Genomic DNA, 11344 nt, shown 5'->3' with positions numbered 1-11344 from the left:
GGGGAGTGCCATGACCATTCAACCCGTCATTGGGATCAGCGGATGTTTAACCGGCTCGGCCGTACGGTTTGACGGCGGGCATAAACGCATGAACTTTGTCATGGATGAACTGGCGCAGTGGGTGACCTTCAAACCCGTCTGCCCGGAGATGTCCATCGGCCTGCCCGTGCCCCGTCCGGCTCTGCGTCTGGTACAGAGGGCGGAAGGCGACATTCGCATGCGTTTCAGCCATGCCCCACACGAGGATGTAACGGAGAAAATGGCCGACTTCGCTGAGACTTACCTCTCACATTTGGGGCAACTGTCGGGCTTTATCGTTTGTGCCAAATCGCCGAGCTGCGGTATGGAACGCGTGCGGCTGTATGACGAAAAAGGCAATCGCGGGCGTAAAGAGGGAGTTGGTCTTTTTACCGCTGCATTACTGGAGAAATACCCGTGGTTACCGGTTGAAGAAGATGGTCGCCTGCACGATCCGGTGCTGCGGGAGAACTTTGTCGAGCGTGTTTTCGCCCTGCATGAGCTGAACACTCTGCGTGCCAACGGCCTCACGCGGCGTGCGCTGCTGGACTTCCACAGCCGCTATAAACTTCAACTGCTGGCACACCACCAGGCGGGCTACCGTGAGATCGGGCCGTTTGTCGCGTCGCTGCATGAATGGGAAAACCTGGATGATTTCTTTGTGGCCTATCGCGAAAAACTGATGACAATCCTGAAGAAACCCGCTTCGCGGAAAAATCACACCAACGTGCTAATGCATATTCAGGGTTATTTCCGTAATCAGTTGACCCTCCGCCAGCGTGGTGAACTGCGCGAGGTGATCCTGCACTATCGCGATGGACTGTTGCCCATCCTCGCCCCACTTACGCTGCTGAAGCACTATTTGGCCGAATACCCTGACCGCTATCTGCTAACTCAAAATTACTTTGACCCTTATCCGCAGAGTTTGGGTCTTCGCCTCCCGATTCACTGAGGAAGAAAGAGGGAAAGGGCATGATAAATGGGCGAAAGGTTACTCAATCTGAATACGCGTATGGGAGCCCTGCATCATCACGGGAGTTTCCATTGCCCTGAACATCTCCCGCGGATATTCATCAAAGAAATGTTTTGGTGGCGCGATACAATATCCTGGCACATTAAGGGGTTCTGAATTTTAGCAATCCGCCGAACATTAGGCTGTGTCCTTTAACTTAACAATCGCTTTAAAAATAACCGGATAGCGCCCAGCTTAAGCATACTCAGGTAGTTTCTGGCTGTTTTTTCCGAGCGGGTTGCAATTCGGCGATGTTCCTTCAGCCGGGCAAAACAGCGTTCAACGACATTACGTTTTTTGTACTTCTGGATATCAAGTTTTCGACGCCTATCCCGGCTGGCTTTTTCATTCGACTTGAATGGAATTACAGCTTTTATTCCTTTTATTTTCAAATAATAACGTAGTGAATGGCTTGAGTACCCTTTATCAGCCAGCACCGCGCCTGGGCGCGATTTCAGGTGCCCGCTTTTTCTGATAATCCCAATCCGGTTAAGCAAGGTTTCCGCATATCGGCTCTCGTGGGCCTGTCCACCGCTCAGACAAAAACTCAGTGGTAATCCTGTGCTATCCGTCGCCAGATGGATTTTGGTGCCAAAGCCGCCGCGAGAGCGACACAGCCCATGGTCCTCGCATTCATCGGGATGTTTTTTTTCACACCCGCAGCCGCTTTCAGCGCGCGAACGTTACTGCCATCCAGCGCGATAACATCCCAGTCAATTAGCGCTTTTTCATCCGGAATCTGGAGTAATTTATTGAAAATGCTGTTCATTACTCCGGCTTTAGACCACCGATTGACGCGGTTGTAAATGGTTTTACATTGACCATAACGCTCAGGTAAATCCCGCCAGGGGGCGCCAGAGCAAAGCACCCAAAATATGCCATTCATGACATGTCTGTGAGCAAAGTAAGGACGCTCGCCTTTGGAAGAGCCTCTTCAGGCGGCAGCATGGGAGAAATCAGTGCCCATGCATCGTCGGGAAAATCGTAACGAGCCAAATTGAAGTACTTTTTGTCGTGAAATCATGTCCCTGATTGTACAAAAAATAGTTACGGGACACAGCCTAGCTACGATAACATGATGTTAAATATCGAAACGATGAAATATCGTTTCGGTATTGTCAAGTAGTGCGATGATGGACTAGGTAATTTACTTCTTCTGGCGAGGCGGACTGCATAATTTTTGAGTTAGTTGATTACCTTTACCTGATTCAGGATGCTGGCGTTATTTTTAAATTCCGAAAAAATGCCATTGTACCGGACTCAAGCCATACACCAACACCACCTCGCTGATTCGCACCTAGTTTCAAGTCTGTAACTATAAGGGATGGCGCTGATTTTCCGTCGAGATAAAGCTCAGCTTTTTCTCCTTTGACAACAATTTTCATGTGTATCCAGCGTTCCATATCCAGTTCAGCATAGCTTTCGTACTTTTCTGGGGAGTCTTGCCTCAGTTTGTCAAATCTGTAATCAGGATAAGCTACATACTGAACACTGTGATTACGCCGAACCTGATCTTCAGCAACGCTATTTGTAGGACGCAGGTAGATACTTTCAAAATGTCCCTTGCTGTTTATACGAAAAGTCAGGCCAATGAAACCTCTGGCATAGGTTGGCGCTTCATCCACAAGCTTACTGGCAATATCAACCTCAATTACACCGTCACCAAAATCAAACGGTAACCAAGCCATATAATTTCGGTCAGCCAGCTTTTCCTTATTCGGATCCTGAATGGCATCAGTTGGCATGGTCATTTTGAATGCTGGTTCACCTTTGAAGGAACTGTGCTCGAGAGACACACCTGATAGCGTGAAATCCTTGATAGAAATATTAGCAGAAGCACTTGCCGAAAAAATTTCCGCAGCACAAAGAAACACAGTGGTAAAAGGAAATTTCGGTATCAAACTCATAATTCCTCCGAATTATTTGAATTAATATTATGATGCTTAATTTTTCTCTGAATAAAAATTACCGACAGGTATTATAAGTTTGCCTGGAGATGGATGAAACTGTAACGTTCTTCACATGCACGGATATATGATTTCGCTGATTTTTCTTCATGCAAAAGTATTCTCCTGAACCATAAACAACTTTATCTATGAAAAAATTATCTAACCAATGATAAGCGGAGTCTTTCCGAAAGATAAAGTTCCATTTCGAATGGACACTCCAAACATTTCGTAGCGATTCCCAGTCCTTTTTTTGACGTGATGAGATAATGCTTATAGAGGATACGGATGTAATGTATGTAAAAAGCAATGTTCGTAGCATGCCCTCATGATGTAGATGAATACATTACTAACATCGTTATATGTTAATCAGAAGGGATGAGAGCATACAGAAAAAATCAGCAGCCTCAATTTATGATTCGTTTGATCGGTAATCCCCCCTTAAATTAACAGGCGTCAAAAGTAGAATTTTCTCGTACTATAAACGCAGGAGATTCCGCATGAAAACATCAAAATTTACAGACAGCCAAATCATGGCGATCCTCAAACAAGCCGAAGCCGGCACGCCCGTTCCTGAGCTATGCCGTGAGCATGGCATGAGTTCGGCGACTTTTTACAAATGGAGAGCTAAATTCGGCGGCATGGATGCGTCGTTGATGGCTCGCCTAAAATCGAGAAGGTAACTAACACTCGTCTTTTAGGCGAAGTGGATAGAGAATGGTGCTTAGTCCGGAAAGCGTTAGCGAGTAAAACCGGCGAACGTGGTCATGTAAACGGCTCCAAATGCATCTAGCCTTTTTCTGATATGCTCGTCTGTTTTACCATATACAGTCAGTCCAGTCACATTAACATGCGACAGAAAGCGTTCAGCGAATGGAGCGAATGTTACATCTACATGAGATACCAGTGCATCAGCCTTATAGCCTTCGATGATATGCGCTGTTTTTTCGTCCTCACTGACACTGTACATATAAGTCAGTGTTCCCCGCTCTTTCTCAGTCTCATTTACAATCTCCGACACCAGATTGCGGAAATTCGAAAACTGCCCCTCTTTTACAGACAGAGTGAATACACAAATAATTTCATTCTTCATTACGTAATCCTACTGGCTGGATAGTAAATAATATTTCATTTAATATTTACTGATTTAATACTGCTTATTAATCAGCATGGAACATCCGATTGATAATGTGCACAAAAAAACAATTTTAATAGATGTAGCAATGTTAAAAAGTGTAGAGCGATTTTTTCCAGTACCATGTAATTAATTCGTTCACGGTACTGGACGTCCGGCAGTTTTATAAATGCTCTTTAGCCTGACTTTTTCATCGTTTCCGAAAAAATTTCACCAGAAATAGCCCAGTTTTCGGTTTTCACATCATTAAAAATGACATAAACATATTGTGGATCGACATTGGCGTGTGTGGCAATTGCTTCTGTTACCGCACGGGCAATAGCAGGTTTAGCCTCATCGCGGCCATCAAACATCTGAATATTTACTACAGGCATGGTATGTCCCTCATTGTGGATAGTTAACAGATAGTGCGTTGCAGAATCTGTTAACTATCGTCGTACAGAGTGAACAATTGATAAACCCATGTAGGGAGGACGCAGTGGGGAATTTTTTTCCCTAATCAGGCAAATGCATTGATATCGGCCAGCCGTATCAGCTCATCAACAATAAACCTAACCCCGGGCATGAGTGCCCGGGCACGAGGCCAGATTACGCTCAGATCTGTAGGCGACGGTGTAAGTTCCGGTAGAACGGGAATAAGTCTCGCATCAGCAAAATAGGGGCGCAGTAGCGATTCAGGGAACTGTATAATGCCTGCTCCGGCAACCCCTGCGGCTATCATGGCATCACCGTCACTTATTTGATGAAATGGGACCGGATTGAAACGTATATCTTGTCCTTGCGGATCGCGAACTAACCAGTTGAGTGGCGAGCCTCCCCGCCAGGCCATAACGCATCGATGTTTATCCAAATCATCCAGGGTAAGAGGTGTTCCATAGCGGGACAGATACTCTGGTGAAGCACACAGGAGCAAATGTTGTGCATTCAGGGAGCGGGCAACTAGATCAGTCGTGTCTTTCAGAGGACCAAAGCGAATAGCAAGGTCAAACCCCATATCCAGTGGATCGATAATACGGTCATTAAATGTCAGCACCAGTCGGATCTCGGGATACTGCGCAGCGATTTTAAGCAGCACCGGCATCATAACTGTTTTACCAAATGCAGCAGGCATATCAATTCTGACCACGCCCGATGGTTCTGTCTGTCTGGCGAGTAGAGATGACTCAGCGGCCTGCATTGTTTCCAGCGCACTTCTGCAACTGGCAAGATAGGCTTCACCCTCGGTAGTCAATGTCATCTTTCGTGTTGTACGATGAAAAAGCTTAGTACCCAAGCGTTCTTCCAGTCGGACAATGCTCTTACCTATTGCTGAGCGGGTCATTCCCAGATGATCGGCTGCTTCTGTAAAACTGTGTGCATCCGCCACGGTAACAAAATGGACAATGGCCCGGAGAGAATCAATGGTGAAAGGTGCTGGCATACAGGAATTCCACTACAACGCACGGCGGGTGGTCGGGAGTGAGACCCCCGGACCAGTACCGAAGTGACGGGTCGAAAAATCAAGAAAGCTGCGGAGCTTGGGCGTCAGCCTTCTGTCCGGAGCATACATCACATGCAATGGTCTTAAGGGTACGCTGTATTCTGGTAATACAATAACGAGTCTGCCAGCCAAGATATGCGGCCACACCAGTTCCGTGGGTTGCATTGCAATACCAAAACCAGACAAGGCTGCGCTGATCAATGCCTCGCCGCTGTCCAGAAGCAGGCGTCCAGAAACGGGCAGTGAAACGTGGCCTTCTGGACCATCAAACTCCCACTGTGTTCTGAGGGTGGTATGAGTGAAAATTAGACATTCATGCTGCAATAAGTCTTCTGGTTTTTTCAGTGGAAGTGATTTTTTCAGATATTCAGGTGCTGCACAAAGGAGCAATTGATAAGGAGCAAGAGATTTTGCCATCAAAGCACTGTCTGCCAGTGTTCCGACACGAAAAACGGCATCGTATCCTTCATCAATCAGGTCCACTTTGCGGTTAGTTAGCGTCATTTCGACCGATACTTCCGGATGTTGTTCAAGAAACAGTGGCAAAAGGGGAGCAAGCGCATTGATGCCAAAGGTCACGGGTGCATTGATTTTAAGTCTGCCACGCGGAACAGCCCTCACCTCCTCGGCAAACGATTCGGCGATTTCCACCTCGGCAAGAATAATTTTTGCACGCTCGTAAAAATGATGACCTGCCTCGGTCAGGCTGTGCTGGCGAGTGGTTCTGCTGATTAACCGTACCCCAAGATGGTGCTCAAGCGCTGCAATATGTTTACCAACGAGTTGCGCGGACAAATTCAGCACATCCGCTGCGGCAGCGAAGGAACCCAGCTCAACTGCTTTGACATAGATAGCCATACTGGTCAATCTGTCCATTAGAAACAATCCGGTTATAATATCCAATCATTAAAGCAATTTATCATACTATGACATAACAATAGACTGGTTTCGTTAATCATCGTGAGGAACGAAACATGAAAATTGGAATCATTGGTACTGGCAATATGGGGGCAGGGCTTGCAGCTCTTTTTTCTGGTAAGCATGACGTTTTTATCGGGCACCGAGACCCGGCTAAAGCCGCTGAACTGGCCAACAAAATAGGTGCTTCTGTTCAGGGAGGCGGGATTGCCGCTGCGATCTCCGTTGCAGACATTGTTATTCTTGCCACCCCTTACCCTGCTGCAACTGATGTCTTTTCAGCCGCTGGCGATCTGGCAGGCAAAGTGCTGGTCGATATTTCTAATCCGGTGAGTGCTGATTTCAGTGAGCTGGTTATTGGTCATGAGACCTCAGCGGCAGAAGAAATTCAGAAACTGATTCCGGGGGCTAATGTTGTGAAAGCGTTCAATACGCTTTTTGCTCAGTTGCTCTCGGAAGAATCACGCCAGAGCAATAAATTACAGGTATTTATAGCCGGGGATAATGAGCTGGCACGTGAGCAGGTAGCCAAACTGGCGACATCCGTTAATCTGGAGCCGGTATATGCGGGTCCACTCAAGAACAGTCGTTACCTTGAACCTATTGGCGCTATGAATATCCAGTTTGGCTATTTCCTGGGTCAGGGGCCGGTGGTCGCTCCTGCTTGGGTGAAAGCCTAAATATTCTGAACAATTATCCGGCTACCCTCGGTCGGATAATTTTTTATTGGAGCCCGTTCGATTCCTGAACTGTTTCAGACGGGTTCACCTGCACATACAATTTATCCGGATATTGTTTTGAAAAATTTTAAAAAGCATGTTGTCCAAGGGGTTTTCACTCTTCTTATGACTATTACATCTCATGCCGTATTTGCCGCTTCTGCCGTTGATGTCATTGGTCAGGACGTTATTTTTTCCGCTCCGCCTGAGGGTATGCCATCCAAGCTGTCCGAATTCAAGGGCTTACAGATAAACACGTTTACCACCAGCGATGGCGTCAAACTTCGTTACTGGGAAGCTGGGAAAGGGCAGCCTCTGGTGTTTGTACCCGGTTGGGCCGCTAATGGAGCAGAGTATATCTATGTAATGTACCTGTTAAGTCAAGATTTTCATGTTTATGTACTGGATCCCAGAAACCAGGGGCTATCTGAATCCGTATCCTACGGAAGTCGTATATCTCGTTTTGCCATGGATCTCCGGGAAATGACGCAACATGCAGGTATTACTAAAGCCAGTTTTAGTGGATGGTCCATGGGAGCATCGGTTTTGTGGAGTTATATCGATTTGTTTGGGACTTCTGGCATAGAACGAATTGCATTTGTGGATGAATCCCCCTCTATTTACAGTCATCAAAACTGGACAGAACAGGAGCGCCTGGAAGCGGGCGGAAGTGTGACTTCACCCGAAGCAATGATCGAAGCATTTCGTGGCATGAAAACACCTAATAAGCTTGTTTCCGACCTCAATGCATTCGAACGGGTACAGTTAATGGACTCACCTTGGTTTGCCAGCTCTGAGAATTTTTCCCGTCAGGTAATTCATAACAAACCACAGGACCTCGAACGGGTTCTCTTTGATCATCTTACCAATGACTGGCGGGATGTTATTGAACACAAGATAGATATTCCAACGGCAATATTTACCGGTGAGTACAGTCCCTATATTGAAAGCCAGCGCTGGATGCAGTCGGTCATTCCAAACGCCAGATTATTTATTTTTACCCGCGCAGAGCAAGGCGATCACTTTTTGATGTTCAAAAACCCGTTCAAGTTTACGTCTGAACTTAAATCGTTTCTGATCGGGAAAACGGATGGCAATTTGCACACAACTGAGAGCGATAACAAACTCAAAAATAAAAGGAATGGTTATTCTGATAACCACCCATGAGGAATAGGATTAATGAGGGGGCTTGTCGCAACGACAGGGGGGGATTCCACTTTGTTGATGAATTAACCAAAGATAACCTCGCTACGAAAATCTCCTGACCATCCGGCACATTGTCGTTTGCCCGCTATGCTATCTTTTTTTCCTTCATGCTGTTTCAGGACACTCAATGCCACTCGATTGAACAGCGCCATATGCGCTGCCCCTTCCGTGAAGCGTTTTACCGTCAATCGCTATCTGTTTTCTGCCATTACTGCTGCGACGTTCATTAATCCAGCTTAACAGTGCTGACATCAGGGACTGGCTATCTAATGCCTTGATAATATTGGCGATACAGTGACGTTTTGGAATGCCATTAGCAAAAGGAGAATGCTGTCTCAGCCACGGGAGTTGGCACTCACCGAATTGCTGTATGGCTTTCCATCCCGATGCACCGCTTAGCACGGCGGTAAAGGTGAGGAAAATGACGTCCATCAACTCATGCTTTTTATTCGTTTCGCAGCGTGGGTCGGGTATTTCATTGATACTATTAAAGATAGTCATTGTCTTTCACTGGGTGTTAGTGGAGATAAAGCTCAGATCAGTAAAATCGAAATAAGTTCTCTATTTCAATAAGTAAAGTGGGATCCCACCCTGGGTCATATCCTGATGCTTAATCGACCATGCCGATCTATCGTTTCACTTCCGAAGGTGCCTAGATCTGTGTACAACACGATATTTTTATGAATTAAAAGAACTCCTAAATATAAGGTATATATAAATAATGGGTTGATTAAGGACTTTGGTAAAAATATCGATCTTGGGGGGGGTTAACCATACGAATTGAGCTACCATAGAAGTTTCTACGCATAAGGAAATAGTATTTTACTTTTCCAAGTATGCATTATTGCAATATGCATAATAAAAATTCTTTGCTTGAGAAGTATTAATCATAGATACCTATGATATCCTTTTCTGATTTTATTAAATCAGAGGTTATATTATGCAGATCATCCCAGTCAGCTCTGAACATATTCCTGATATTCAAAAAATCTATGCATGGCACGTTGTGAATGGTATCGCTACGTTTGAAACGATCCCTCCTACCATTGAAGAGATGAAAGAGCGGATTACTAAAGTTCAAGATGCTGGAACGCCGTGGCTTGTTGCGTTAGTCGATGGTATTGTTGTTGGCTATTGTTATCTTGCGCCATACCGACCACGCCCAGCCTATCGTTTCACACTCGAAGATTCTATCTATATCGATCCTGAACAACTGGGGAAGGGTATCGGGAAAGCATTGCTTACCGTAGCTATCAACCAAGCAGAAGCGTCTGGATTTCGTCAGTTAGTTGCTGTTATTGGTAATAGTGAAAACCGTGGTTCTATTTCTTTACATCGTTCTCTTGGTTTTGAACTGACAGGAACCTTAAAGTCTGTTGGTTTTAAACACGGACGTTGGGTTGATACTGTTATCATGCAAAAAATATTGGGTAATGGCGATACGGATTTACCAGACGCGTGAGATATATTTATTTTTTAATAAATTAAGCGCTTATATCTAAGCGCTTACCCCACGTAGCCTATCACATATGAGCGGTTAAGTTAAATAAACTAAAACGTGAAAAGTAGAATGGTATGAAACCGTATTAATATTAATTTGGTGATGTGTGGATAATATCTGGGTTATGATTTTTTATTTCATTAAATAAAAACATCTTTCTGTATTGATAATCATCAAAAATATGGTAAGTGATAATATATAAAAAATACAAAGAGGTGTAATGTATAAAAATAATGATGAAGTCATTGATTGGGAAGCCAAGCGACTTTTAGATGATGGTATCTATACCAATACGGAATAGGCCTATTTATAAACAGAGAAAATAGTAATCAATATTAGGGAACAATCAAAGCAGCGCCTGATAAAACAACAGTTCAAGATGAAAATAAAATCAATCAAGAAACAAATTGGTAATGGTAATGGTAATGGTAATGGTAATGATTATGCGGACATCCCTTATTTCAGCAAGAAAAAACATTTGGGAGAGCACAAATGATCAGAAAAGATATCAAACAACAAATTGCTTCAGCACAAGAACGCCTATACTTCTTGGAAGCTAAAAAGAAACAACAAACCAAAAAAGAAAATACTCGTCAAAAAATTATTTTCGAGACTGTAATTTAAATTGTGTAATTGCCTATTTTTGATATGTTCACTCCAACAACGGAGACAGGTAAACGATGGACGAAAAGAAACTCAAAGCACTGGCTGCTGAATTAGCTAAAGGCCTTAAAACCGAAGCCGATCTCAAATGCGTTTTCCCGCATGCTGACGAAGTTAACCGTCGAAACGGCGCTCAATGCTGAACTCACTGAGCATCTCGGGCACGAGAAAAATGCCCCTAAATCAGGCTCTAATACCCGAAATGGTTACTCGTCTAAAACCGTGTTATGCGACGACGGTGAGATTGAACTGAGCACGCCACGTGACTGCGAAAACACCTTCTGTTTTCCTTCGAAGCGATAGCCTAACTGCCAGTATTTCGAGCCGTTGGGATGTACCAGCAGGTAGAGGCCGAACCCGTCAGTGAGCTTAACCACCTTTTCTGATGGTTTGGCATTTTTTACTTTAGTATCAGTAAGTGACATGACGGTTCCCTCCGATTGCTGGTAAAAACGAAATCGAACCAGCTTTACCAGTATTTTTACCAGCAAAAGGGTATGGCTTCGAGTGTTTTTGGGTGAACGAGGGTGAACCTGAAGAAGGGGATAACCAATTGATTAAAAGCAAAAAAGCAGACGTCTGTGAACGTCTGCTTTCTTTAATTTGGCTCCTCTGACTGGACTCGAACCAGTGACATACGGATTAACAGTCCGCCGTTCTACCGACTGAACTACAGAGGAATCGTGTGAACGGGGCGCATGATATCCGCCACCCGCGGTACTGTCAACGGCAAAATCAGCTTTATC

Annotated in this window: 10 protein-coding genes, 1 tRNA gene and 6 pseudogenes; 8 read left to right on the top strand and 9 right to left on the bottom strand. The window is 44.9% G+C overall.

Translation table 11 applies throughout. The features are described 5' to 3' along the window. Window positions 1-10: 10 nt before the first annotated feature. On the top strand, window positions 11-970 hold the full coding sequence (locus tag IG609_RS12955; protein ID WP_193399956.1) for a YbgA family protein: 960 nt from the start codon (window positions 11-13) through the stop codon (window positions 968-970). Between the two features lie 212 nt (window positions 971-1182). Here the strand turns inward: IG609_RS12955 and IG609_RS12950 are convergent. Both IG609_RS12950 and IG609_RS12945 read right to left on the bottom strand, forming a co-directional pair. After that, window positions 1183-2026 (bottom strand): annotated as a pseudogene (locus IG609_RS12950) (IS5 family transposase). Window positions 2027-2238: 212 nt separating this feature from the next. Beyond that, a complete protein-coding gene (locus IG609_RS12945) occupies window positions 2239-2937 on the bottom strand; it encodes a LamG domain-containing protein (protein ID WP_226374252.1) in 699 nt (232 codons plus the stop codon). 539 nt (window positions 2938-3476) lie between these two features. Between IG609_RS12945 and IG609_RS12940 the strand changes: the two are divergent. Next, window positions 3477-3647: pseudogene (locus tag IG609_RS12940) on the top strand (transposase); the annotation flags it as partial. A 68-nt stretch (window positions 3648-3715) separates the two neighbouring features. On the opposite strand, the gene IG609_RS12935 reads toward IG609_RS12940, so the two are convergent. The 4 genes from IG609_RS12935 to IG609_RS12920 all read right to left on the bottom strand — a co-directional run bounded on the left by IG609_RS12935 (window position 3716) and on the right by IG609_RS12920 (window position 6467). Continuing rightward, window positions 3716-4069 carry a putative quinol monooxygenase gene (locus tag IG609_RS12935; RefSeq protein WP_193398882.1) on the bottom strand — a complete coding sequence of 118 codons (354 nt, stop codon included), beginning with the start codon at window positions 4067-4069 and terminating at the stop codon, window positions 3716-3718. Window positions 4070-4287: 218 nt separating this feature from the next. Next, entirely contained in the window at window positions 4288-4485 is a 198-nt protein-coding gene (locus IG609_RS12930; RefSeq protein WP_193400834.1) for a tautomerase family protein, read from the bottom strand. 125 nt (window positions 4486-4610) lie between these two features. Beyond that, window positions 4611-5531: a LysR family transcriptional regulator gene (locus IG609_RS12925; protein WP_193398880.1), complete on the bottom strand. Its 921-nt coding sequence runs from the start codon at window positions 5529-5531 to the stop codon at window positions 4611-4613. 12 nt (window positions 5532-5543) lie between these two features. Next, window positions 5544-6467, bottom strand: coding sequence for a LysR family transcriptional regulator (locus IG609_RS12920; protein WP_193398878.1), 924 nt, complete (start codon window positions 6465-6467; stop codon window positions 5544-5546). A gap of 98 nt (window positions 6468-6565) precedes the next feature. Between IG609_RS12920 and IG609_RS12915 the strand changes: the two genes are divergently transcribed. Next, window positions 6566-7189 carry an NADPH-dependent F420 reductase gene (locus IG609_RS12915; RefSeq protein ID WP_193398877.1) on the top strand — a complete coding sequence of 208 codons (624 nt, stop codon included), beginning with the start codon at window positions 6566-6568 and terminating at the stop codon, window positions 7187-7189. Between the two features lie 117 nt (window positions 7190-7306). Continuing rightward, complete coding sequence (locus IG609_RS12910) at window positions 7307-8395, top strand: alpha/beta fold hydrolase (protein WP_205562520.1); 1089 nt, start codon at window positions 7307-7309, stop codon at window positions 8393-8395. A 144-nt stretch (window positions 8396-8539) separates the two neighbouring features. Here IG609_RS12910 and IG609_RS12905 read toward each other — a convergent pair whose 3' ends face one another. After that, window positions 8540-8935 (bottom strand): ISAs1 family transposase, encoded by a 396-nt coding sequence (locus tag IG609_RS12905; protein ID WP_193398875.1) that lies wholly within the window; start codon window positions 8933-8935, stop codon window positions 8540-8542. Between the two features lie 439 nt (window positions 8936-9374). Between IG609_RS12905 and IG609_RS12900 the strand changes: the two genes are divergently transcribed. The 4 genes and pseudogenes from IG609_RS12900 to IG609_RS12885 form a co-directional block, all read left to right on the top strand. After that, window positions 9375-9896: a GNAT family N-acetyltransferase gene (locus IG609_RS12900; RefSeq protein ID WP_193399953.1), complete on the top strand. Its 522-nt coding sequence runs from the start codon at window positions 9375-9377 to the stop codon at window positions 9894-9896. 259 nt (window positions 9897-10155) lie between these two features. Further along, window positions 10156-10431 (top strand): annotated as a pseudogene (locus IG609_RS12895) (hypothetical protein). Further along, a pseudogene (locus IG609_RS12890) lies at window positions 10428-10544 on the top strand (conjugal transfer protein TraD); the annotation flags it as partial. The pseudogenes IG609_RS12895 and IG609_RS12890, both read left to right, overlap by 4 nt. Window positions 10545-10615: 71 nt before the next feature. Further along, window positions 10616-10880, top strand: a pseudogene (locus IG609_RS12885) (transposase); the annotation flags it as partial. On the opposite strand, the pseudogene IG609_RS12880 reads toward IG609_RS12885, so the two are convergent. Then, window positions 10808-11023 (bottom strand): annotated as a pseudogene (locus tag IG609_RS12880) (Arm DNA-binding domain-containing protein); the annotation flags it as partial. The pseudogenes IG609_RS12885 and IG609_RS12880 overlap by 73 nt on opposite strands. Before the next feature lie 179 nt (window positions 11024-11202). Continuing rightward, window positions 11203-11278 (bottom strand) — tRNA-Asn (locus IG609_RS12875). Window positions 11279-11344 lie beyond the last annotated feature (66 nt).

This window comes from Pectobacterium quasiaquaticum (genome assembly GCF_014946775.2).
GTDB classification, from domain to species: Bacteria; Pseudomonadota; Gammaproteobacteria; order Enterobacterales; family Enterobacteriaceae; genus Pectobacterium; species Pectobacterium aquaticum.
Note: the sequence above shows the minus strand (reverse complement) of the source record. Positions and strands in the feature narration are given on the sequence as shown.

Bases quoted from the DNA above. Each gene is read 5' to 3' on its own strand.
- IG609_RS12955 (WP_193399956.1), top strand. From the start codon at position 11: ATGACCATTCAACCCGTCATTGGGATCAGCGGATGTTTAACCGGCTCG.
- IG609_RS12945 (WP_226374252.1), bottom strand. From the start codon at position 2,937: ATGAGTTTGATACCGAAATTTCCTTTTACCACTGTGTTTCTTTGTGCT.
- IG609_RS12935 (WP_193398882.1), bottom strand. From the start codon at position 4,069: ATGAAGAATGAAATTATTTGTGTATTCACTCTGTCTGTAAAAGAGGGG.
- IG609_RS12930 (WP_193400834.1), bottom strand. From the start codon at position 4,485: ATGCCTGTAGTAAATATTCAGATGTTTGATGGCCGCGATGAGGCTAAA.
- IG609_RS12925 (WP_193398880.1), bottom strand. From the start codon at position 5,531: ATGCCAGCACCTTTCACCATTGATTCTCTCCGGGCCATTGTCCATTTT.
- IG609_RS12920 (WP_193398878.1), bottom strand. From the start codon at position 6,467: ATGGACAGATTGACCAGTATGGCTATCTATGTCAAAGCAGTTGAGCTG.
- IG609_RS12915 (WP_193398877.1), top strand. From the start codon at position 6,566: ATGAAAATTGGAATCATTGGTACTGGCAATATGGGGGCAGGGCTTGCA.
- IG609_RS12905 (WP_193398875.1), bottom strand. From the start codon at position 8,935: ATGACTATCTTTAATAGTATCAATGAAATACCCGACCCACGCTGCGAA.
- IG609_RS12900 (WP_193399953.1), top strand. From the start codon at position 9,375: ATGCAGATCATCCCAGTCAGCTCTGAACATATTCCTGATATTCAAAAA.